General features: G+C 64.5%; 21 protein-coding genes. 13 read left to right on the top strand and 8 right to left on the bottom strand.

The features are described from left to right. Positions 1-65: 65 nt before the first annotated feature. Positions 66-467 (top strand): Hsp20/alpha crystallin family protein, encoded by a 402-nt coding sequence (locus ACJYUO_RS14180; RefSeq protein ID WP_494346012.1) that lies wholly within the window; start codon positions 66-68, stop codon positions 465-467. Positions 468-496: 29 nt separating this feature from the next. Here ACJYUO_RS14180 and ACJYUO_RS14185 read toward each other — a convergent pair whose 3' ends face one another. The 3 genes from ACJYUO_RS14185 to ACJYUO_RS14195 form a co-directional block, all read right to left on the bottom strand. Next, a complete protein-coding gene (locus ACJYUO_RS14185; RefSeq protein ID WP_494346013.1) occupies positions 497-1369 on the bottom strand; it encodes an ATP-grasp domain-containing protein in 873 nt (290 codons plus the stop codon). A 361-nt stretch (positions 1370-1730) separates the two neighbouring features. Beyond that, positions 1731-2261: a 50S ribosomal protein L16 gene (locus tag ACJYUO_RS14190; protein WP_494346014.1), complete on the bottom strand. Its 531-nt coding sequence runs from the start codon at positions 2259-2261 to the stop codon at positions 1731-1733. Between the two features lie 103 nt (positions 2262-2364). Next, positions 2365-2598 carry a MarR family transcriptional regulator gene (locus ACJYUO_RS14195; RefSeq protein WP_494346015.1) on the bottom strand — a complete coding sequence of 78 codons (234 nt, stop codon included), beginning with the start codon at positions 2596-2598 and terminating at the stop codon, positions 2365-2367. Between the two features lie 192 nt (positions 2599-2790). On the opposite strand from ACJYUO_RS14195, the gene ACJYUO_RS14200 reads away from it, so the two are divergent. From ACJYUO_RS14200 to ACJYUO_RS14210, 3 genes are all read left to right on the top strand, one after another. Continuing rightward, complete coding sequence (locus tag ACJYUO_RS14200; protein WP_494346016.1) at positions 2791-4023, top strand: site-2 protease family protein; 1233 nt, start codon at positions 2791-2793, stop codon at positions 4021-4023. Between the two features lie 135 nt (positions 4024-4158). Beyond that, positions 4159-5169: an ABC transporter ATP-binding protein gene (locus ACJYUO_RS14205; RefSeq protein ID WP_494346017.1), complete on the top strand. Its 1011-nt coding sequence runs from the start codon at positions 4159-4161 to the stop codon at positions 5167-5169. Further along, positions 5169-5972: an ABC transporter permease gene (locus ACJYUO_RS14210; protein WP_494346018.1), complete on the top strand. Its 804-nt coding sequence runs from the start codon at positions 5169-5171 to the stop codon at positions 5970-5972. Before ACJYUO_RS14205 ends, ACJYUO_RS14210 begins: the two co-directional genes overlap by 1 nt. A gap of 382 nt (positions 5973-6354) precedes the next feature. Here the strand turns inward: ACJYUO_RS14210 and ACJYUO_RS14215 are convergent, their stop codons facing one another. After that, on the bottom strand, positions 6355-7371 hold the full coding sequence (locus tag ACJYUO_RS14215) for an NADP-dependent oxidoreductase (RefSeq protein WP_494346019.1): 1017 nt from the start codon (positions 7369-7371) through the stop codon (positions 6355-6357). Between the two features lie 130 nt (positions 7372-7501). Between ACJYUO_RS14215 and ACJYUO_RS14220 the strand changes: the two genes are divergently transcribed. Continuing rightward, positions 7502-8221, top strand: coding sequence for a carbonic anhydrase (locus ACJYUO_RS14220; RefSeq protein WP_494346020.1), 720 nt, complete (start codon positions 7502-7504; stop codon positions 8219-8221). A 93-nt stretch (positions 8222-8314) separates the two neighbouring features. Here ACJYUO_RS14220 and ACJYUO_RS14225 read toward each other — a convergent pair whose 3' ends face one another. The 3 genes from ACJYUO_RS14225 to ACJYUO_RS14235 form a co-directional block, all read right to left on the bottom strand. Next, positions 8315-10765, bottom strand: coding sequence for a DUF2309 domain-containing protein (locus ACJYUO_RS14225; protein WP_494346021.1), 2451 nt, complete (start codon positions 10763-10765; stop codon positions 8315-8317). Then, complete coding sequence (locus ACJYUO_RS14230; protein WP_494346022.1) at positions 10755-12251, bottom strand: proton-conducting transporter transmembrane domain-containing protein; 1497 nt, start codon at positions 12249-12251, stop codon at positions 10755-10757. The genes ACJYUO_RS14225 and ACJYUO_RS14230 overlap by 11 nt, the downstream gene beginning before the upstream one ends. A gap of 278 nt (positions 12252-12529) precedes the next feature. Then, a complete protein-coding gene (locus tag ACJYUO_RS14235; protein WP_006432260.1) occupies positions 12530-12994 on the bottom strand; it encodes an Lrp/AsnC family transcriptional regulator in 465 nt (154 codons plus the stop codon). A 186-nt stretch (positions 12995-13180) separates the two neighbouring features. On the opposite strand from ACJYUO_RS14235, the gene ACJYUO_RS14240 reads away from it, so the two are divergent. From ACJYUO_RS14240 to ACJYUO_RS14270, 7 genes are all read left to right on the top strand, one after another. Further along, positions 13181-13399, top strand: coding sequence for a hypothetical protein (locus tag ACJYUO_RS14240; RefSeq protein WP_494346023.1), 219 nt, complete (start codon positions 13181-13183; stop codon positions 13397-13399). Between the two features lie 98 nt (positions 13400-13497). After that, a complete protein-coding gene (locus ACJYUO_RS14245) occupies positions 13498-13692 on the top strand; it encodes a cold-shock protein (RefSeq protein WP_005554588.1) in 195 nt (64 codons plus the stop codon). 389 nt (positions 13693-14081) lie between these two features. Then, positions 14082-14954 (top strand): hypothetical protein, encoded by an 873-nt coding sequence (locus ACJYUO_RS14250; protein WP_494346024.1) that lies wholly within the window; start codon positions 14082-14084, stop codon positions 14952-14954. A gap of 89 nt (positions 14955-15043) precedes the next feature. After that, positions 15044-15409 (top strand): cupin domain-containing protein, encoded by a 366-nt coding sequence (locus ACJYUO_RS14255; RefSeq protein ID WP_494346025.1) that lies wholly within the window; start codon positions 15044-15046, stop codon positions 15407-15409. 136 nt (positions 15410-15545) lie between these two features. Further along, a complete protein-coding gene (locus ACJYUO_RS14260; RefSeq protein ID WP_494346026.1) occupies positions 15546-16655 on the top strand; it encodes a FecCD family ABC transporter permease in 1110 nt (369 codons plus the stop codon). Continuing rightward, on the top strand, positions 16655-17518 hold the full coding sequence (locus ACJYUO_RS14265; RefSeq protein ID WP_494346027.1) for an ABC transporter ATP-binding protein: 864 nt from the start codon (positions 16655-16657) through the stop codon (positions 17516-17518). The genes ACJYUO_RS14260 and ACJYUO_RS14265 overlap by 1 nt, the downstream gene beginning before the upstream one ends. A gap of 55 nt (positions 17519-17573) precedes the next feature. Next, positions 17574-18689, top strand: coding sequence for an ABC transporter substrate-binding protein (locus ACJYUO_RS14270; protein WP_494346028.1), 1116 nt, complete (start codon positions 17574-17576; stop codon positions 18687-18689). Positions 18690-18787: 98 nt separating this feature from the next. On the opposite strand, the gene ACJYUO_RS14275 is transcribed toward ACJYUO_RS14270, so the two are convergent. Further along, positions 18788-21202 carry a methyl-accepting chemotaxis protein gene (locus ACJYUO_RS14275; RefSeq protein WP_494346029.1) on the bottom strand — a complete coding sequence of 805 codons (2415 nt, stop codon included), beginning with the start codon at positions 21200-21202 and terminating at the stop codon, positions 18788-18790. Between the two features lie 173 nt (positions 21203-21375). Between ACJYUO_RS14275 and ACJYUO_RS14280 the strand changes: the two genes are divergently transcribed. Continuing rightward, positions 21376-23442: a DEAD/DEAH box helicase gene (locus ACJYUO_RS14280; protein ID WP_494346030.1), complete on the top strand. Its 2067-nt coding sequence runs from the start codon at positions 21376-21378 to the stop codon at positions 23440-23442. The last annotated feature ends 15 nt before the right edge of the window (positions 23443-23457 follow it).

Genomic DNA, 23457 nt, shown 5'->3' on the forward strand with positions numbered 1-23457 from the left:
CGACGGTTCTCGGATCCTATAGCAACGACAGAAAGTTTTTGCCACGCGATATCCTAGACACCCCCATGCGCCGAGACGACCGCGACGAACCCTTCGACGATCTGTTCCGCGAAATCGAACGAATGATGAACGAGATGATGAACGGCGCGGACGGCAACGTCAATTTCGACTCCTCGAGCAACGTCGACAACGGCTTCGGGATGGACACCCACGTCGACATCCACGAGACCGACGACGAGGTCCGCGTGGTCGCGGACCTCCCCGGCGTCGAGAAGGACAACATCGAACTCGAGTGCGACGGCAAGACCCTAACTATCTCCGCCGAAAGCGAACACCGCCAGTACGACGAGCGTGTCTCCCTGCCGACCCGCGTCAACGAACACACCGCGGCCGCGACCTACAACAACGGCGTCCTCGAAGTCGTCTTCGATCGCGCCGAACAATCCTCGGACATCAGCCTCGAATAATCGGGCCGTCGCGGTCGTCGTTTTCCCGACTACGCGTTTCCCGCAGCTGTACGTATCGCGGCCGCCAGCCGCTCGTAGAAGTCCGATTCGTACTTCGTCTCCTCGTCGATCGTCGGCCGCGCGTTCGTCTCGTTGACCACCAGTCGATCGTCAGTCTCGAGTAAGTCGACGCCGAGGAACGGGATCTCGAGTTCCGTTGCGACTCGCTCGGCCAACTCGCGGTACTCCTCGGGCAACTCGACGCCCGTCGCCTCCGCCCCGCGGTGGACGTTGTGCTTCCACTGGCCCTCGCTCACCGCCGCGTCGGGTAGCCGGCGCTCGACCGCGCCGACGTACTCTCCCTCGAGAACCATCACCCGGTAGTCGGTCGCGTTCGGGAGGTACTCTTGGACGAGAAACGACTGATCTCCCGTCGCTCGGTAGTCGTGGACCAGCGCGAGGTAGTCACAAATACCCAGAAACGAGTCCAGATCGTGGGCCTTCGCGACGCCGACACCCCGCGTCGTCGAGTTCGGTTTGACGACGACCGGTGGCTCGAACCGCTCGAAGACGGCAGCCAATTCGGCCTCTCCGACGTCGTTAGAGACATAGACCGATTTCGGCACCGGCAGCTCGGCCCGTCCGAGTCGCGCCAGCACCTCGGCCTTGTTCCGCGAGGTCAGCACCGTCTCGTGGTCGTTGAGCCACGGCACCGCAAGCAAGGCGTCAGCGACCCCGCCCTCCATGAGCCGGCCCGGGTAAACGAAGCCAACATCGTACTCGTCGGGCTCCCACGGCGGCTCCTCGAGCGCAACCGTGCGCTCGCGCACGGGCACATGATGAACCTGTATCCCCCGCTCGGCCAGCGGCTCCCCCATCCGCTCGAAGGTCTCCTGGTCGTTTGCGACCGCGAGATCGATCATACCGGTACTCGGGAATAGATGGGCAAAAAGGTGCTCGAGACAGCAATCTAAACTCGAGACGGAGTGGCCGGGTGCGGGTACCGAGCGCTGCGAGGTGCCCGCGACCCGGGGGAGGGCAGGCCGTCACCCCGTTACTGACCGCGAGTGAGTGCCGAAGGCACGAACGAGCGGGCCGGCGACTGATGTGAACGAGTGATTGAGCGGCGCGAAGCGCCGCTCAGAAGCGAGTGAACGGAGGGAGGAGTGTCTTCGTGAGCGAAGCGAACGAAGGCTCGGAAGACGCGAAGCGTCTTCCGGTGCTTTTAATCGAATTTTTGCCGAGGGTGCGCCGTGGGCGCACCCGCAGCGCAAAATCTTCGTTTTATGCAATCAGCTGTTCTTCGCCACGCTCGACGACGACGCGACACGGCGGCGAGATCTTGTTGTAGGAGCGTCGAAGCGCGTCCTTGGCGAACTCGGCGTCGTCGACGTCACACCAGATGGTGAAGATGCGCTCGCCAGCGTCGATACGTGCGGCGGTGCCGACGATCTTCCCGAAGGCCTGTCGCATCCCGTCGGAGACACGGTCTGCACCCGCACCCGTCGCCTGCTTGTTCTCCCGAATGACCTGGTGGGGGAACTTTCGCAGGACCATCTTGTAGTTGTTCTCGCCGGCGTTTTTCAGCATGTGACGGTTCGCCGAGAGGCGCGAGGCCTCGAGGCTTCCGTGACGGATCTGGACCTCTTCTTCGGTGATCAGGCTGATCTGGACGGGGTAGTCCTCGGCGTCCGCCTGAGCGTCGCCCATATCGTGCTGTGCGATCTTCGATCCGGGGATGCCAGTAATGTACTCGCGGCGCGTGTAGGCCGGCTTACTGATCTCCCGGTACATGGAGGCAGGTTTGTCGGACATGGTGGTTACTTACGAAAACGGAAGCCCACCGAGCGGATAAAGGCTTCGAAGCGCCGCGTCGAGTCGGTTCCGCGGGCGGTTGGTGACTGACCGCACCCGGCACTCAGTTCGCGGGGACGTATTCGGAGCCGGACTGTTCGATCAGCGCCTCGCTCTCGAGCGAGGAGAGCACGCTCAGAATCGTGAGTTTCTGCATGTTCAGCAGCCGGCTCAAGTCCGCGGTCGTCGCGCCGCCAGTCGCCTCGAGGGTGAGGTAGACGAGCTTGCTCTGGGCGGAGTCGAGTTCGGTCGGCAACTGGTTGAGTCGGTCGGTCGGGTGCGCGTCTTGGAGCATCATACGAACAGCGACCACGAACTCGTGTATAAGTCTATGGTCGAGTGGGTATATATACGCTAGTAGATATTATTGTGTATATATGCCACAGACGAACGGCGGCAGCGACGGCGAGCACGATTCGGGCACACGTATTCGCGGTCGAGCCCGCCCCTCGGCGGCGTGTTTAAGGTTCCGCCGCCGAAACAGGTTCCCATGAGGAGTTTTCGGATCGGCTCCCTGTTCGGGATCCCGATCAAACTGGACCTGACGTTCCTGCTAGTGCTCCCGCTGTTCGCGTATCTCATCGGGGCCCAGATCGAGGGCGTCGCGACGATACTGAACGATGGATTGTCGGCCGGAATCGATGTCGGCGCGATCACCAGCGGCGTGACACCGTGGTTGCTCGGGTTAGCCGCCGCGGTCGGCCTGTTCGTCGGCGTCGTGCTCCACGAACTCGGCCACTCGCTGACCGCCCAGCGGTACGGGTTTCCGATCGAATCGATCACGCTCTGGCTGTTCGGCGGGATCGCCGCGTTCTCGGAGATGCCTGAAGATTGGCGACAGGAACTCAACATCGCCGTCGCCGGCCCGATCGTCAGCGTGCTGGTCGGCGTCGGATCGTACCTGCTTTTCGCCGTCACCCCTGCGAGTCTCAACGGCGCGCGGTTCGTCCTCGGCTACCTGGCCGTGTTGAACGTCGCCCTCGCCATCTTCAACATGGTGCCCGCGTTCCCGATGGACGGCGGACGAGTGCTGCGAGCGCTGCTGGCCCGCAGCCAACCGTACGCGCGGGCGACGCAACAAGCCGCAAGCATCGGCAAACTCTTCGCGGTCGGCATGGGGCTGTTCGGACTGTTCGTTACGTTCAACCCGCTCCTGATCGGCGTCGCCTTCTTCGTCTACATCGCCGCCTCGAGCGAGGCCCAGCAGGTGACGATGAAGGCGGCCTTTCAGGACGTCACCGTCGGCGACATCATGACGCCGGCGAGTGAACTCCACACCGTCGAACCCGACACGACGGTCTCGACGTTGATCCAGCGGATGTTCAGGGAGCGCCACACTGGCTATCCGGTTATCGACACGAACGCGTTCGAGGGCGAGCGCCTCGTCGGGCTCGTGACGCTGAGCGACGCCCGCGAGATCGAGCCGGTCGAACGGGACGCCTACACCGTCGAAGACGTGATGACGCGGGACCTGCAGACGATTTCGCCGGATTCGGACGCCATGACCGCGATCGAGCGGATGCGAGAGCACGATATCGGTCGGCTACTCGTCGTCGATAGCGCGGAACATCGTTCCGCTGACCGTTCGCGCGGCGAGACGCCGCGCGAAGACGACGACGATCTCGTCGGGCTGATCTCGCGGACCGACGTGATGACTGCCTTCGACATCGTCCAGCAAAGCGGCGCGATCGCGCCGTCGGGCCAACCGCGAACCGCGGACTGAGCCCCAGATTACCGGACCGTGACCGTCGGAGTACCAATGCAAGCGGTCCAGTGTAAGAATCGATACCGGCAGTAACGGCCGGCTCGAGTGCCGAGACCAACATTCTTAACCGCGGCCGGGGCCGACGATTCGGCGATGCCACCGGCCATCGAGACCGTCGACCTCGTCAAGGAGTACGGTGATCTTCGCGCCCTCCAAGAGCTGTCGCTGACCGTCGAGGAGGGCGAGTTCTTCGGCCTGCTCGGCCCTAACGGGGCGGGGAAGACGACCTTTATCAACACGCTGGTCGGCCTGGTCCGCAAGACCGGCGGCGACGCGCGGGTTTTCGGCTACGACGTCGAGGACGACTACCAGCAGGCCCGCGACGCGATCGGTCTCGCGCCCCAGGAGTTCAATGTTGACAGGTTCTTTACCATTCGAGAAGTACTGAAACACAAGGCTGGTTATCACGGCGTGCCCGAAAGCGAAGCCGCCGAACGGGCCGACGAGGTGCTCAAACGGGTCGGCATCTACGACAAGCGCGACGAGCGCTTCGACTGGCTCTCCGGCGGGATGAAACGCCGGCTGCTGCTCGCTCGAGCCCTCGTCACCGAGCCGGATCTGCTCATCTTGGACGAGCCGACCGCCGGCGTCGACGTCCAACTGCGCCACGACCTCTGGGAACTCGTGACCGAACTCAACGAGGAAGGGACGACGATTCTCCTCACGACCCACTACATCGAGGAAGCCGAACGCCTCTGTGACCGCGTGGCGATCATGAACGAGGGCCGGAAAGTGACCGTCGCGACCCCGGACGAACTGAAGGGCCGCGGCACCGACACCATCGCCGTGCGCCTCGAGTCGGCACCCGCCGATACGCCCGAACTCGGAGCCTACGCACACGAAACGACGGTCTCCGGGGAGCGACTCGAGGTGCGCGTCGACGACGGCGGCTCGACTGCGCCGCGGTTGCTCAACGACCTCGAGGCGATGGGCCACGAGATCGCCGACCTCGAGATCACCAGAACGTCACTCGAGGAGATCTTCGTGGATCTGACCCGCAGCGAGGATCGGACGGTGACGCGGTCGTCGGCCGAGAGAGCAGACGACGGCGAGAGCGCGACCGACGGACGCGAAGCCGAGCGCGAACAGGAGGGGGTCGCCTGATGCTGTCGGTCGGCTTCCGCGCGCTCTTCCGGCGGGAGATACTGCGGTTCGTCCGTCGCCCGAAGAATACGTTCATGCCACCGGCGATCACGAACGTGCTCTACTTCGCCGTCTTCGGGCTGATCCTCGGCGGCCGGATCGACCAGATCGCCGGTTTCGACTACATCCTCTTCATCGTGCCCGGGCTAATCGTGCTCGGCGCGATCTCCAATGCCTTCGAGAACGCCTCGTTCTCGATTTTCCATGGCAGGTGGAACGAGTACATCCACGAGACGTTGACCTCGCCGCTGTCGTACGTCGAGATGGTCGTCGCCTACGTCGGTGCCAGCGCGGTCCGGGGACTCATCGTCGGCGTCATCATCGCCGTCGTCGGCCGACTGTTCGTGCCGATCAGCATCGAGCACGGGCTCTATCTCGTCGCCACGATGGTCGTCATCACGTCGCTATTTGCCGGATTCGGGATCATCGGCGGACTCGTCGCTCGAGACTTCGACGATCTGACCGTGATGAACCAGTTCATCCTCCGCCCGCTGGTGTTCTTCGGCGCGGTCTTCTACTCCCTCGAGACGTTCGAGCAGGCGTGGCAGGTGAACCTCTCCTTGCTCAACCCGATGGTCTACATGGTCGACAGCGTCCGATTCGGCCTGCTTGGCTATTCGGACCTGATCTCGGTCGGTATCCTCCCCGAACCCTACGCCGACTTCGCGCCGCTTGCCTCGCTTGCGGTGCTGACGGCGTGTACGCTCCTCGTGCTGGGAATCGACGTCTACCTGTTCAAAACGGGCTACGGGCTGACCGATTGAGGCGCGCTCGAGCGCCGACACTCATGCACTCACGGCTCCCCCGTTGGCCTGTTCGATTCGATATCCGTGGGTACCTCGGGATCGTCGCTGAGAACGCGGAACTCGCCGTCCTCGCACGTGCAATCGGTGCCCAGTCCGGTTCCGATCGGTCGAACATCTCCCTCCGGGCCGATGCGAACCGAACGGGCGGAACCGCAGTTTTCACAGATCGCTGCCGCCCGGCGTGGTGTGTTTGTATCCCCCATGCAACTGCGCCCGTCAGTGAGCAGCGGTTCGAGTTAACTGTTTCTGGCTTTTGAGAGGGTAACGCGTCGGCTCGGCGAACAATGAGCGTGAACAACTCGAGCGGAAAATCGAACCGGTAGCGCTCGAGGTCGAGCAGTCAGTCGCCGCGCTCGGCGACTCTGACGAGTTGCTTGCCGATGTTCTCGCCTTCGAACAGCCCGAGGAACGCGTCGGGGGCGTTCTCGAATCCCTCGACGACGTTTTCGCGGTACTCGACATCGCCGTTCTGGACGAATTTCGAGAGCCGCTCGAGTGCCTCGCCCCATCGGGGCTGGTAGTCGCTGACGAGGAGGCCCTCGACTGTCGCGCGGCTCTCGATGAGTTTTGCGAGCTTTCGCGGCCCGGTCGGCACGTCGGTCTCGTTGTAGAGCGAGATCTGGCCACAGACCGCGACGCGTGCGTCGACGTTCAACCGGGGCCAGACGGCGTCCGTGATCGGGCCGCCGACGTTGTCGAAGTAGACGTCGACGCCGTCAGGACAGGCGTCCTCGACCGCGGCCGAGAGGTCGTCGGTTTCCTTGTAGTTGATCGCGGCGTCGAAGCCGAGGTCCTCGGTGAGCCACGTCGTTTTCGCCTCGCTGCCGGCGGTGCCGACCACTCGAGCCCCCGAGAGGCGAGCGAGTTGGCCGACGACGGAGCCGACCGCGCCGGCGGCCGCCGAGACGACGACGGTGTCGCCGGGTTTCGGGTCGCCGACATCGTTCAGGCCCCAGTAAGCGGTGACGCCGGGCATCCCGAGGACGCCGAGCGCCGTCGAGATCGGGCCGTGGTCCGGATTGACCCGCTGGAGTTCGTTCGCGTCCGCGACCGCGTGTTCCGCCCACAGGAGGTCGCCGGTGACGATATCGCCCTCGGAGAACCGGCCGCTGTTCGACTCGAGGACTTCGCCGACGACGCTGGCCTGCATGGGATCGCCGACGTCCCAGGGTTCGGCATACGATTCCGCATCGCGCATGCGTCCGCGCATGTACGGATCGACGGACTGGTACAGCGTTTTTACGAGGACTTCGCCGTTGTCCGGTTCGGGACGGTCGACGGTGACGAGTTCGAAGTTTTCCATCGTCGGTTCGCCGACGGGGCGGCTGGCGAGTCGCCACTGTCTGGTTTCTGCCATATACGTCCATGGGCACGCCCACAGGTGAAGATTTGCTTCGCGGAACCCGGGGTCGCGGCACAGCCATCGTTCCCGTCTCGACGGACCCACGGGCTCGAACCTTTTTCTTCGCCGTTCGTGTAGGTCGGGTATGGGCTCCGATCGCGACACCCTCGAGCGACTCCTCGCCGGGAACCGCCGCCACGTCGAGTCGCTGCCCGACGGGTACTTCGCGGACGTCCAGACGGGCCAGCACCCGACCGTCGTCGCGGTCTGTTGTTCGGACTCGCGGGTCTCTCACGAGGGGATGTGGGGCGTCGATCGGCCGGGTACGATTTTCACGCCCAGCAACATCGGCAATCAGGTCTGGGACGAGGACGACGGTGACCGGATCATCGACGGCGGCGTCCTCTATCCGATCCATCACACCGGCACCGACGCCGTGGCCGTCGTGGGCCATACCGGCTGTGGCGCGGTCACCGCCGCCTATCACGTCGCGACCGGCGCGGACCCGCCCGGGCCGCGCGGCGTCGACAAGTGGGTCGACCAACTCGTTCCGGTCGTCGAGGAGGGACTCGAGAGCCACCTGATCGACCGTGACGCCAACGATGACGCCGTTATCAACCAACTTGTCGAGTACAACGTCGACTATCAGGTGCGCTCGCTGTGTGCCGCCGCCGAAATCCGCGACGCCGTCTCCGTCTACGGCTTCGTCTACGACTTTCAGGGCGTCTACGGCGATCGACCCGGCCGCACCTATCTCGTTACCGTCGACGGGGAAACGGACCCCGACGTGCTCGTGGATCTGGTACCGGACGGCTACGAGTCGACGATCAAGAGCCTACTGTCCGGCAAAGAATCGGCTGACTGACTGGCCGCTGGCTCATACGGTTTACTGTACGTCATTTCCGGGCAACCGCGATTCGGCGGCGGTTGCGCCGGTACATCGGTACAGCAATCCGTATCAGTCGTCGGCCGTCGACTCCGCGACCGGCGTCGTCGGCTCCGGGATCGTCGCCGTTGCCGTCTCGCTCGCCCACTCGAGGTCGCCCGCGTAGTGGAACGCCTCGTTGTCCTGTTCGGGGTCGACGACGGTCAGATCGCCGATCCAGCCGTTCTCGAGCAGTTCGCGCACGTCCTCGTGCTCGCGGAGGATTTCGGTCACGCGCTCGACCGGCGCGTGGACCACGGCGGTCAGGCGCAGCGGCTGGTGGAAGGGGCGTTCGTCGTCGATATTGAGCGACTGCAGCGGGAGCCCGGTCATCAGGTCGCCGCCGTTGCCCTGGACGACGCCGACGTTGCCAACCGGGTTCTGGGTGACCTTCGAGCCGCTGCCGTAGGCGGCATTGTCGACCGTCGCGAAGTAGTACTGGTTGTTGATCCACTGCGTGACCACGAGCGGGCCCGTGAAAATGGCCTCGAGGGCGTCGCCGTCTGGATCGACGGACCAGTCGTAGGAGTGGAGGAACGCGCGCCCGTCGAGGTTCCGGTCGGCGGTCAGTTCGCGCGGGCCGATGACGAAAGAAGCGTTGCCGGCCAGCCCCCACTCGGGGCGGGTTTCGGCCCAGTCGGCCGCCTTGCGCTCGACCTCGTCGACGGCTGCCTCGCCCTCGACGGATGCGGTGCGCTCGGCCGCGGCACCGGCCTGAGCGCGCTCGAGATCGGCGCGCAGGGACGCGAGATCCTCGCGGTGGCTCTCGGGCACCGGACCGTCGAAGAGCGTGATCTCGTCGGTCGTCGTGTTGTGTTCGGCCGCGAGGAAGACGGTGTCGTCGGGGATGTCGATTCCGCGCTCGCGGAGCGCCGCCTGAACGTCTGCGTCGTTACAGATCGTCGCGAGCACGCGGGCGTTGGGACCACCGGGGTTGCCGGCGCAGGCCCCGCAGTCGAGACTCGAGTCGAAAGGGTTGTTCGTCGTCTCGCTGGCGTGGCCCGCGAAGACGACCAGTCGGGCGAACTCCGTCCAGCCCATGAGTTCGAACGCGGTCTGGGCGTACTCGACCTTCTCCTCGTGGCTCAGTCCCTGCGGGAGGTCGTGACCGGTGTGGTCGTGGTCGTCGTACTCCTCGTAGTCGACGGCGGGCGAAGCGACCTCGGGAACGCTCGGGACGCGGTCCTCGAGGGCGGACTCGAGTGTCGCGATGGTCGATGGCGACAGCGTCCGGGCGGTCATCGCCGAGCCGTAGGCGCTGCCGGCCCCCTCGACGAAGGTAAAGGCGGCGACGAGGTTCGATTTGAGCGTCGTGAAGTGGTTGCGGGCGGCCGTGGCGAGCCCGGTCCAGCGGTTGCGATCGGCGGCCGCCTCGGCGTCGTCGGGCCGGTCGACGATCCGGTGTTCCGGGTCGACGATCGGCGGACAGGCGTCGGTGTCGGCGGCCGCCTCGTGGCCCCGGTGGCGCATCGGGACGCCGAAAAAGCCCGCGTAGCCGTGGGTCTCGTAGGGGCCTTGGGCCTCGATATGGCGGCGGATCACCTCGGAGCGAGTATCGATACAGAACACGAGCTGGGCGGCCGGCCGGTCGGCAGCGTCGCCGGACTCGGACACCGAGTCGTCGATCCCCTCGAGGAGCCGCTCGCGGTAGCTCTGCTCCCACGCGGTCAGCCAGATCTCGGGCAGGGGAACGTCGTTGCCGTCCGCGTCCGGGTCGGCGGTCCCGGAGGCCTCGGCGAGATCTATCGGCGCGTCCAGCAGGTCCGCGAGCGTGAGCCGCACCGCGAGGTACTGGGCCAGCGTGATCGGGTACGACTCCTGCCACGGGTCGACGTCGTCGTCGGTCCGTTGGCTGACGAACGCGCTCCAGCCCGGGAGGGCGGCGAGGTGGGCCTCGAGGATCTCCACCCAGCGCCCTTCGGGGTAGTCGCCGAGCGCCGACTCGAGCGCCGCGATTGCCGTTTCGGAGAGGTCGTCGGCATCGTCACAGCCCGGAACATCTCCGTCGTGGGGAGCCATCGTGCGCCACGCCTGATAGAACCCGTCCTCGCGGTTTGGCATCGGCCACTTGGCCTGCCCCTCGTCGAGGAAGGCCGCGAGCCACTTCGAGAGGACCCGATCGACGGCCTCGGTCGCGCCGTCGGGATCGGCCGCGTCGCGGGCCGCTTCGGCCTCGGCCATCTCCTCGAGAAGCGTCTCGGGATCGCGGTCGATCCCGTGGGCCTCGAGTTCGGCACGGAGCGTATCTGAGTCGATTCGGCCCGATTCCCACGCGCGGCGGAAGACCGACGGGTGGGGGTAGCCCCGACCGCCGAACAGGTCCTCGGCCTCGGCGACGGCCCGGTGGAACGGCTCGTCTTCGAACCCCGAGAGGGGGTTTGCTGTGACGAACGAGTGCAGCGGCCAGACCGAGCCGATGCGTTCGGCCGCGCTGTCGATGCTCTCCTCGATGCGACGGTGATCGTCGGATTCCTTACGCGTCATTGTATTCCTCCGTACTGGTGAGGACGGTCGCCGAATCGGGTTGGGAAACGTTCAGCAGGGCAACGTAGAGACGTTCGCTCGAGCGGTACCAGCCGAGTTCCGCGACGAGATACGCCCCGACGAACAGGGCGACGACGAGGTAGTGGACGGGAGTCATCTCGGTCGAAACGTGGGCCATCGGAACCCCCGAGAGCATCCTCGAGACGGCGTTGAACGCGACGGCGTAGCCGCCGATCGCGGTCAGGACGATCACCGGGACGCTGACGAACCGGACCGCCGTTGGCAGGGTCGAGCGCTGGAGGATGTCTCGAGCCGCGGTCAGCGTCGTCAGGACCACGACCAGCGTCAGGATGGTGCCGCTGTTCAGCGTCAGGCTCGTTGCCTTCCCGGTGAGGAAACCGAACAGCACGCCACCGCCGACGGCCGTCAGGAGGCTGACGGCGACCCCCGAAAAACCCAGTTCGGTGTGGGCCGCCTCCTTGGGGGCCGCGCGCTCGACGCCCGCGCCCGAGGAGAGGAAGAGATACGCCTTGTAGAAGCCGTGCAGGATGAGGTGGGCAATCGCGGCGGCGAAAAAGCCGAGCCCACACTGGAGTATCATAAAGCCCATCTGGGCGATCGTCGAACTGCCGAGCTTGCGCTTGACGTCCGTCTGAACGAGGATCATCGCTTGCCCGAGCAGGGCGCTGACCGCGCCGACGAGGACGATCGCCGACATCACGACGAGTTGGTCCCCGATCAACGGCGCGAACCGCGTCAACAGGATCCCGCCCGCGTTAACGAACCCGGCGTGCATCAGGGCCGACGCCGGCGTCGGCGCGGTCATCGACGACAGCAGCCAGCCGTGGAACGGCAGGAGCGCCGACTGGATGATCGCCGCGAGGACGATCCCCGCGGCGGCGACGAGCCCGACCATCGGCGAGACGCCCTCGAGACCCCCGTGGACGCCTGTGAGCGTCGTCGCGCCGGTCGCCCAGACGAGCAGCGCCACGGAGCCGGCAAGTAACGCGGTGCTGGCGAGGAAGTAGCGGCGGGCGATGTGACCGGCGGCGCGGGCCTGCGGCCAGTCGCGAACGTGACCGATGAGCCCGGCCATCAGCAGGCCCATCGCCAGCCACGCGGCCACGAACAGCGCGACGTGGTTCGCCGCGGTCATCGTCATGACGGCGAGGGTAAAGCCGAACACGCGGCCGAAGAACCGCTCTATGTCGCGGTCGCCGGCCATGTAGCGCCGCGAGTAGCTGTGGACGATCCCGCTGAAGAACGTGACTACGACCCACATGACCGCGGTCAGGCCGTCGATCCGCAGGAGCGTCGAGAACTCCCAGCCAGCGCCGCCCCGGATCGCCAACGCGAGGACCCCGAGACTGGCTATGAAGAGCGTCCAAACCGTCCAAGTCGACGCTCGCGGCACGGCCGAACTCGGCGGCGTCGGTTCGGGGCGCGGTGCGATGTCGTCGTCGGTCGTTGCTGTGTCCTCGGTCATGTGTCGTATCGGCGACCAGCCCGCAACCGGTTTCCGGCATGACGTGTCGTTCGCGGCAACACTTGCTCAACTGGTCGTCTCTACTCCATATGTGAACAGAGTGGTTATTATAACCTTTGGTTCGAACAATTCGTTCGTATTTCGGTACCTAGAGTAACACGGTAGATCATTGCATACCGCTCGAGACGTGGTAGAACGGCTGTATCCGACGAACGTGAAAACGATCGGTCGCTTCGCGCCGGCAGCGACGCGGTGCCGGGAGACTGTCGGCCGCGATATCAGCGGGAGGAAAACTCGTCGAACGAGGTCGACTGGTGGCTCCGAACGAGGACTTCGTCCGTGATCGTCAGTCCCATGTCCGCGAGCTGCTGTGCGATCGGGGTAACGTCCCTGTCGTTTTCGACCACGACCGTCACGAGGAGGTTCTGTTCGCCCGTGATCAGTTCCTGGACTGAGACGACCCCCGAAATCTCGAGTAGGTCGTCGATGTACTCCCCTCGCTCGGGGATCGGCGCGGTACAGAACAGTAGCATCCGGATCGGATAGCCGGATTTCGTGTAATCGATGTTCGCGCTGTACCCCTTGATGACGCCCTCCGACTCCAGGCGCTGGATGCGCTTGCGGACCGTACTCGAGGAGGCGTCGGTCCGGTCGGCGATCTCGCTCGAGGAGAGGTTCCGCGCCTCCTCCTGGAGGGCATAGAGGATCTCCCGGTCGACCGCGTCGAGGTCGTAGTCCGCCATACGCTCCCGTTGGCCGTGGCAGCTATAAGATACTTCGGCTCCCGATAGGGAGTATCGTACCCACCCGGGTGTTGCGTGATTCTCGACTGGGTTGTGTCTCTCAGTCTTGTATTCCGAATGTATGAACTTCTACGATACTCCCTATGAGACTTCGAATACTTATACGGGGAGCCGAAAGGGAGACACATGCGCGAACGCCTCGAATCGGATATCGCCTTCTACTACGCCGTCGGCGGCTTCATCATCGCGGTATTCGTCGTCGGAATGGCGGCCTTCGCCGTGTTCAACCCCGGAGGCGTCGGGACCGTCGAACTCGTCGGGCTCTCGGGCGGGTTCTTCCTGTTCATGCTCGTCTACTTCATCGCGATCTCGATCCAGCGGCTGGAAGACGGCGACAGTATTTGAGACGATATCGCCACCTCGAGACCGCACGAGCGGCCCAGTACCGGGGGTAACGCAGAGTCGGAGGCTTTATGACTTTTCGGCGCTTCCCTTTAGAAGCAATGGCGAAAGGAACCGTTGATTTCTTCAACGACACTGGCGGCTACGGATTCATCGAGACTGAGGACGCGGACGACGACGTGTTCTTCCACATGGAAGACATCGGCGGCCCGGACCTAGAAGAAGGACAGGAACTCGAGTTCGATATCGAACAGGCCCCCAAGGGCCCGCGCGCGACGAACGTCGAGCGCCTGTAAGGCGGAATTCGTAACGGTATCGGCACTTGACTGCAGTATTTTACCACCCCTGAGCGACAGCGCCGTCGTGACTGACGGTGACCGGTCGACTCGGCCACTACGACCGCATCAGGAGAACGGCGACATGATGGCAAGAAGGTAATAGCGATTGGTGCAAACGATCGTATATGCCAGTCCTCTCCATCGGTCCGCCCGAACTGCTCATCATCGCCTTCAACCTCGCACTCGTCGCCGGTGCCATCGGCGGGCTCTGGTATCTGGCAACCAAACTCCGGCGCGCGCTATGAGCCGATCTCAGCCCTCGTCGCCGACCACGGCGCGCCGACCGTCGCGACCGACGGTTCGTCCTCGAGCGTGATTTTATACCCCAGTGACACGAAAAGCGGTACGTGGCGGATCACTCCAGTGCAGTTACGTGGTCGCGCAACGCGGCGGCCTCGAGAGCCGGCCCTCTCTGTCGGTACGTACAGGCGGGATTTTTCGGTGGGTTGGCGGTCCTGATCGGCGTCTTTTGTATTATTGCCGTCGCCCTCTCCGTCGCGAACGGGGCTTTCGGACGGCTCGCGGTGTTCGCCCTCCTTCTGTTGATCGGCGGCCCGTTCTCGCTGCTCTATCTCCTCCCGTTGCTCGAGGACCGAACGGCGCGATCCGCGGTTCGTGACTGGCTAGAACGTGCGGGGTACGATCAGCTGAGCGGGCCCCGATTGGCGACGAGCGTCCTCGTCGGGGCTGTCGTGATCGGCGGAACGGTCGTGACGGTTCCGACGGTGCTGCTGGCGGCGTTCGTGGCGGTTCCGGCCGGAACCGGAACCGTGACGTGGCTGCTCACGTCCCGCGGACGGATCGATCCGGAGACGGGAACGGTCCGCGTAAACGGCCGGTCGTTCACGCTCGAGGAGCTCGCGGCCGTTCGCGCCTTTCACGTCCCGGCCGTCGAAACCGTCGTTCTCCGCCCGTCGTACGCCACCAAGACGAGAGGCGTGACGGCACCGTCCTCGGTCATGTTGCCCCGTGAGGTATACGAGAACGCGAAACCGCTGTTCGATGCCGCGACGCGCGAGACGGAATCGACGAATCAGCAGAGCCGGGCCGAACGCGTCCTCCTCGCAGTCTTCGGCGTCGGCGCGCTCGCCGGTGCGGTCGGCGCTGTGTTCCTCGGCCTCGAGCAGGGTAGCGACGCGCTCGTGATTCTCTCGTACGCTGCTTTGCTAGCGGGTTGTTTCGGCATCGCGTTCCTCGCGCTGGCCGTTCGACGGCCCTGATTCGACTGCGCTCGAGGGAGGACACCCCCCAGCGGGCTCAGCGTTCGGCGAACCCGGACGGTTTTCTGGCTCGGACACCGACGTGCAGTATGACCGAGCCACTGCTCCGTCGCGGCGAGGACCTCGAGTACGAGACCGTCGAGGCGGCCGACGGCCTCGAGAAGGCCGTACTGCTCAACGACGACCACGGCGCGCCGAACTTCGCGATCCGGCGGTTCGTCCTCGAATCCGGTGCAGAAGTCCCGAAACACACGAACAACGTCGAACACGAACAGTACGTCCTCGCGGGCGAGTACACGGTTGGGCTCGAGGACGAGGAGTACGAGGTCGGAATCGGCGACTCGCTGCTGATTCCCGCCGGGACGGTCCACTGGTACCGCAACGAAAGCGACGAGCCGGGCGCATTCATCTGTGCGGTCCCCAACGGCGACGACGAAATCGAACTGCTCGAGTGACGCCGTTCGAACGATAGACGGCTGGAAGTGCCCGCTGGGGCAGTCTCGGCGTATCGCCGCCGCCGCCACGTCGCTCGTTGCCATATCGTCTCGCAACCGCAACTACTATACGCTTTTTAGGGCTACCTAAATGACGATGGGAGAAGCGCAGTCGGTCAATGGGCACGGGTCCGCCCGGGAGCGAGAGGGATGGGTCACGGGGACGCTCGTGCTCTTCTGTCTTGGGAGTACGATTGTCACCGTCGTCGCCGGACTGATACAGGTGAGTTTCGGCGAGTACTCGATGACGTTCTTCGAGGCCTGGAAAGCGGTATTCAACCCGGCGGTGGTCTTCAACCTCAACGCGTGGTCGGCGTTCCTGTTCGGGACCGAACTGCCGGAGATGAGCACCGGCAGCATCGTCATCTGGAACCTCCGGCTGCCGCGGGTGTTCGTCGGGATCATCACCGGTGCGACGCTCGCGGTCTCCGGCGCGATCTTTCAGGCCGTGACGAGAAACGAACTGGCGAGTCCGTTCGTCCTGGGGGTTAGCTCCGGGGCCGGATTCGCCGTGCTGGCGACACTCGTCGTCTTCAGCGGTCTCGCACCGTTCCTCCCACTGATCGCCGCGGCGGGCGGGACGATCGCGTTCGTGATCGTCTACACGATCGCGTGGAAAGGCGGCACGAACCCCGTGCGGCTCGTGCTCGCCGGCGTGATCGTCAACATGGTCTTCCAGTCGCTCCAGCAGGGCCTGTTCTTCTTCGCGGACGATCTGGGCGTCGTCCAGACGGCGATCGCGTGGATCACGGGCTCGCTTACTGGCACCGGCTGGGGAGAGGTCCGAATCGCGGTCCTGCCGGCGGCCGTCGCGATCGTGATCGCACTCGCCGGTGCACGACAGTTGAACGTCCTCATGCTCGGTGAGAGCACCGCGCGATCACTCGGCATGCGCGTCGAGCGCGTTCGATTCTTCCTCTCTGCTGTCGCCATCTTGGCCGCCAGCGTCGCGATCGCCGTCGCCGGCGTCGTGAGCTTCTTCGGCCTCGTGGTTCCCCACATCGTCCGGAACACGGTGGGTGGGGACTACCGACGACTGATGGTCGGCTGTCTCTTCGCCGGCCCCGCACTGATGGTGACCGCCGACGTGGGCGCACGGCTCGCACTCGGCGGGACCCAGATGCCGGTTGGCGTCGTCACCGGGCTGATCGGCGGCCCGTATTTCCTCTACCTGATGCGGAAGCAACAATCGATGGGTGAGCTATAATGGCACGCACACAGCAGGACATGAACCGAGAACGGGAGCGAATCACCGACGACAACGGCGTCGCGATCGACAGCGCACTGGTCGGCGACGACCTCGAGTTGAGCTACCCGACGAGCGAGGAGACGATCGTCGACTGTGCACGCCTCGACATTCCCGAGGAGGCGGTGACCGCACTCGTCGGCCCGAACGGCAGCGGCAAGAGTACGCTTCTCAAAGCGCTCTCGAATCACCTCACGCCGGATACGGGCTCGGTACAGATCCACGGCGAGGATCTCGACACCTTCGACCAGAAGGAACTGGCGCGCGAACTGGGCGTTCTCTCCCAGGAGAACGACTCGCTCAGTTCCATTTCGGTCGAAGACCTCGTCTATCACGGCCGCTACCCGCATCGCGGCTTCTTCGAGGGCGTCAGCGAAGCGGACCATCAAGCGGTCGAGCGCGCGATCGACCTGGCGGGGATCGAAGAACTCCGGGACACCGAACTCGGGCAACTGAGCGGCGGGCAAAAACAGTTGGCCTGGATCGCGATGGTGCTGGCACAGGACACCGACGTTCTGTTGCTCGACGAGCCGACCACGTTCCTCGACGTTCACCACCAGTTCCGGGTCCTCGAGACGATCCGGCAACTCAACGAGGAGAAAGGCGTTACCGTCGCCGTTATCCTCCACGATATCTCGCAGGCGGCCCGCTTTGCGGACTATCTGGTCGCGATGCGTGACGGCGAACTCTACGACTGGGGGCCGCCCGAGGAGGTCGTCACAGAGCAGTTACTCGCCGATGTCTTCGGCGTCGAGGCGACGGTCACGTACGAACCCGAACTGCAGGTGCTACCCAAGCGAGCACTGCCGGAAAGTCGGCCCTAGCGCCGCCGCGGTCGGATGCGGAATACTTTTATTGTTTTAGGCTGACCTAAAGGCAATGAGTAGCAAACAGCTGTGGACGCGGCGCAACGTGCTTCGAACAGGTGGGACCGTTGCGGGTTTGAGTGCACTGGCCGGCTGTATCAGCGGTGATGGATCGGACAACGAGAACGATGGCAACAGCGTCGATCCGTACACGGTCTCGATGCAGCCGGTCGGCGATGTCGAGTTCGAATCGATCCCCGAGGCGTGGGCCGCCAACAACGGGAGTTGGGCCGATATGGGCGTCGCGCTGGGACAGGAGCCCCCCGAGGCCGTCTATCTCACACGGCGATATCACACGGCGTATTACGACGACATTCCCGACGTGAGTGTGAATCCGGACGAGATCGACTCGCTCTGGAGCGACGAGCTGACCCGCGAGGAGTTCATCGAACTGTCCGACTCCGTGGACCTCTTCGTCATGGACCCGAACTTCCTCAAGGGACGGGCAGACTGGAGCGACGACGACATCGAGCAGGTCGCAAATACCGGAACGCCGTTCTTCGGGAACAGCATCTTCTCGCAGGGCTACGGCTGGCACGAGGACTACGACTACCTGTCACTGTACGAGGCGTTCGGGAAACTCGCCGAAGTGTTTCAGGAAGAAGACCGATACGAGGCGTTCGATTCGCTGCACAACGAGTTCCAGTCGACCCTCGAGGACGTCGTTCCCTCGGACGATCCGGCGTCGGTCGCCGTCGTCTGGCCACAGGACGGCGACTCGTTCCTCCCCTACGTCATCGAGGACGGGACGAGTTTCAAACACCTACGGGAGCTCGGCGTCGAGGACGCGCTCGCGAACACCGGTGTCAAGGACTTCCACAGCGAACGCGGAGCGATCGATTACGAGACCCTCCTCGACGTCGACCCCGAGAACCTCCTGCTGCGCAGCGAGCGATACCAGCCCCGAGAGGATTTCGTACAGGAAGTCGTCGAGCCGATGAAAAACCACGACGTCGCACAGCAACTCACGGCCGTCCAGAACGACGACGTCTACCGGGCCGGCCCGCTCTATCAGGGGCCGATCATCAACCTCGCCGTCACCCAGCAGTTGGCCGAACAACTCTACGGCATCGACGAGAACCTGTACGATCCGCAAGAAGTCAGCGACATCGTCAACGGCGAGTTCTAACGTCTGCCGCTCGCACTCGAGTAGCGATCATCACTCGAGCGGCCGAGTACAGTTTTCCCCGAAAATAACCGTCCGAATACCGAGAAACCGCCGTCGGCTCAGTCGGAGCCGCTGCTCGGAGCCGGCGAGTCGGCGTGCTCGTTTTCGTCGTCATCCTCCTCGTTACCGCCGATTGCGGCGACGAAACCGGTGTCACCGTCCGCTGTGCCGAAGGAGTCGTCGGTATCGCCATCCATACCGTCGGCCGCAGCGAAGAGATCGCCCTCGGCCTCGCCCACTGCAGGGTCGACCGGCTGGGACGGCTCACTCGAGACCTCGAACGACGATAGCGCGTCGGAGAGGTCCCGTGCGCGGTCGGATAGCGACGTAGCGGTGTGAGATACCTCGGTGAGCGACGAGGTCTGTTCTTCGGCGGCCGCCGCGACCGTCTCCGCCTCGGCGCTGGTCTCCTCGCTGATTGCCGTCACGTCCTCGGTCATGGTCACGACCTCCTGGGTCGCGCCGGCCTGTTGTTGGGTCGCCGCCGAAATCTCCTGAACGCCATCGTTGGTCTCCTCGGCGAAGGACGAGATTTCCTCGAGGGCCGCGACCGAGGATTCGACCGCGCTGCGGTGGTCCGCGATTCGGTCGTCCGTCTCGCGGACGACGGTTGCGACCTGCTCCGTTCGGGTACTGACCCGCTCGAGGCGCTCCTCGATGGTCGTGGCCGCCTCTTGGGTGTCCTCGGCGAGTGACTTGACCTGATCGGCGACCGCGGTGAACTCCGCGTCCCCCGAACTCGAGCGCGCGGCCTCGATGCTCGCGTTGAGCGCGAGCATGTTCGTCTGCTCGGTCACGTCGCCGATGAACTCGAGGAGGTCGTCGATCGCCTCGATCTCGTCCTCGAGGCGCGTTACTTCCGCGACGGCCTCGTCGGCCTCGTCCTCGATGGCATTCATGCCGTCGATCGCACGGCGGGCGGACTCGCGGGCGTCCGCGCTCGTGGTGGCGGTCCGCTCCGCGAGAGTCGCGACCTGCGAGGCGGTCGCGGCAATCTGTTCGGTCGTCGTCGAGAGGTCGTCGATCTCGGTGCTGATCGCGGCGAACTGGTCGCTCTGGCGCTCCGCGCCGTCGGCGATCTGCTGGATGGACGTGGTCACCTGTTCGGAGGCCGACCGCACCTCGGCGACGCCGTCGGCCGTCGAGTCGGCCGTCTCGTCGACCACGTCGGCGAAGGCCCGCGCCGCGGCCACTGTCGCCTCGATGTCGTCCATCATCCCGTTGAACTCGGCGGCAACGGTCTCCATGGCCTCGCTCTCGGCGTCGGGATCGAGTCGCCGCGTGAGATCGCCCGCGGCACAGGCTCGCATCGTCTCGCCGTACTCATCGGCCGTTCGCTCGAGGTGGCGGGAGAACTGCTCGGACTCGGATCGAGCCTGTTCGGCCTCGGTGCGGGCCCGCTCGGCCTCCGCGAGGCGATCACGCAGCGACCGCCGCATCCGGTCGATCGACCGGTGGAGATCCCCGAGTTCGTCGTGACGTTCCGACTCGACGGGGTCCTCGAGTTCGCCGTCCTCGATCGCGGCGGCGCGGGCGGAAAGCGACCGCAACTCGCCCGCGGTGTTCCGGCCGATCGTCAGGCCGAGGACGAGCATGCCGCCGAACGTGACCGCGAGCATCCCGAGGATCCAGTTCGAGATGCTCGACTGGAGTGCGTAGGCCTCAGAGGCCGGGACGCGGGTCGTCAGCGTCCAGCCTTCGCTCCCGACGGGTGCGTAGCCGACGACGGTCTCCCCGTCGTCGCCCTCGAGCGAGGTCGTCCCGGCGTCGCCCGCGGTTGCACCCGACTCGAGGACATCGTCTTGGAGCAACAGCGAGGGGTCCTCGGCGAGGACGACCCGCCCGTTCCCGTCGGCGACGATGACGTCGTCCGTCTCGTCGCTACCGATCATGTACCGGGACAGCGACTCGAGGTCGATCAACCCGACAACGGCGTGGTCGGACTCGCCCGGGACTGTACTGACGGCGAGCATCGCGGGGCGGCCGTCCTCGGTCTCGAACGACTCGGAGAAGACGACCTGTGAGTCGTCGGCCGTCGCGGCCGAGAAGCGTTCGCCGACCGTGGCGCTGACAGTATCGTCGTCGTCGATGATTTCGTTCGCGCCGGAATTGGCGTGAACGGCCCCCGTCTCAGTGTCGACGTAGTATGCCCCCTCGAACGCGGTCCGGTCGGTCACCCGGTGTAAGGAGTTGGCGATTGCGACCCGCTGGTCGTTGCGAAACGCTGTCGAGCGGGGAAGCGACCCCAGATACCGTTCGGTCGATGTGAACCAGATATCGAGCCGGTTTGCATCCTGTTCCGCATCGGTGACGAGTTGCGATTCGACATCGGACTGCAGTTCGTTGCCGGTGTGTGCGTAAATACTGCCGCCGAACAGCCCCACGATGAGGACGATGACGACGAGCGCAGCGAGAAATCGTAACGCGTAGCTGCGACGAACACCCGGAATTCCCTCCCACGGATTCGGACCCATCGCATTGGAAATTCGACCAGCCTCGTATGTAAGTCGCTAAGAGCGATATATACGGCTATAGAACGCAATTATCGCTCGATACCACTGTGACTAGATATCGATCCGATCCTCGATCGGTCGGAGAATCGACGCAGTCCGAACCGCTGAAATACTGCCACGCTCTAATAGGGATCGTGTCGAAGCAGGTCCAGCAGGTCGAAACGATATTCTGTCACCAAACGGGCGACGACTACCTCGTCGTCGTCGAGCGTGACGGCAAACGGCTGTTCCGCGCGAAACTCGGCCTCTCCGAAACGTCGGCCGGCCCCCGTCCGGCCAAGTTCCGACTGAAGCAAGGCTCGAGCGAGGAGCCGCGCCAGCCCGACGAGTTCGTCGAACTCGCTCGCCGAGCGAAACGGCTTCGCATCTCCGAACAGACCTCCGCCGAGGGGCGACGCGAGCTACGGGAGATGTTCGCGGGTTACCAGCTCGAGGACAAGGCAAAGACCGTCAGGACCTGTCGCTACTGTGCCTCCGCGGGCCGTTACTCGCCGATCACGACCGAGACCGCCGTCAAGGACGACAACGACTGGATCTGTCGGGATTGCGCTCGACAGGAACTCGAGCGCCAACTGTCCTTTTCCGGCGGCGGCGCGGTCTCGGGTGCCGCAAAGGAACGACTCGAGGATCTCATGATGGAGGTCCAGGATCTCGAGCGGATCGTCAATTTGCTCAAAGGCCAGCTCGATCCCGATCTGACGAAGTTCGATACCATCTCGGCGACGACCGACGAGGTCGACCCCGTTCGCACCGACTCGTTGAACCTGCATCCGGGGCTCCAGAACTTACTCGAAGATCGGTTCGATACCCTGCTGCCGGTCCAAAGTCTCTCCGTCGAGCACGGTCTCTTCGACGGGGACGACCAGTTGGTCGTCTCCGCGACGGCGACCGGGAAGACCCTCGTCGGCGAACTGGCCGGGATCAATCGCGTGCTGAACAACAAAGGGACCATGCTCTTTCTCGTCCCCCTCGTGGCGCTTGCAAACCAGAAGTACGAGGACTTTCAAGACGAGTACGGCCACCTCGTCGACGTCTCCATCCGCGTGGGTGCGAGCCGGGTGGCCGACGAGGGCGAGCGGTTCGACCCCAACGCCGACGTCATCGTCGGCACCTACGAGGGGATCGACCACGCCCTGCGGACGGGCAAGGAGATGGGCGACATCGGGACCGTCGTCATCGACGAGGTCCACACGCTCAAGGAAGACGACCGAGGCCACCGGCTCGACGGCCTGATCTCCCGGCTCAAGTACACCTGCGAACAGCGGGCGAAACGCCGCGACGACTACGGCGGCGCACAGTGGGTCTACCTCTCTGCGACCGTCGGCAACCCCGAACAGCTCACCGAGGCCCTCGAGGCGACGCTTATCGAGTTCGAGGAGCGACCGGTTCCCATCGAGCGCCACGTCACCTTCGCGGACGGCCAGGAGAAAGTCCGCGTCGAGAACAAACTCGTGCGCCGCGAGTTCGACAGCGAATCCTCGAAGGGGTATCGCGGGCAGACGATCATCTTCACCAACTCGCGGCGCCGGTGTCACGAGATTTCGCGCAAACTCGATTACTCGGCCGCGCCCTACCACGCCGGTCTTGACTACAAGCGCCGCAAAGAGGTCGAACGGAAGTTCGGCGAGCAGGAGCTGTCCGCGGTCGTCACGACCGCGGCGCTCGCGGCAGGGGTCGACTTCCCCGCCTCGCAGGTGATCTTCGACTCGCTGGCGATGGGGATCGAGTGGCTCTCGGTCCAAGAATTCCACCAGATGCTCGGCCGCGCGGGCCGGCCCGACTACCACGACAAGGGGACGGTGTACGTCCTCGTCGAGCCCGATACGGCCTATCACAACTCGATGGAGATGACTGAAGACGAGGTCGCATTCAAGCTGCTCAAAGGCGAGATGGAGTCGGTCATGACCCACTACGACGAGGCCGCCGCCGTCGAGGAGACGCTGGCAAACGTCACGGTCGGCGGCAAGGCCACGAAGGCGCTCAACGACCGCATGCTCGGCGAAGTGCCCACGAAACACGCCATCGGGAAACTCCTCGAGTACGACTTTATCGACGGCTTCGAGCCCACGCCGCTGGGACAGGTCGTCACCGAACACTTCTTGGAGCCCGGACAGGCCTTCATGATCCTCGACGCCATCCGAAAGGACGCCCACCCCTACGAGCTCGTCGCGGACCTCGAGCTTCGCGATACCGACCTATAGGATTCGGTGCAGATC

Source organism: Natrinema sp. CRL1 (assembly GCF_059162405.1).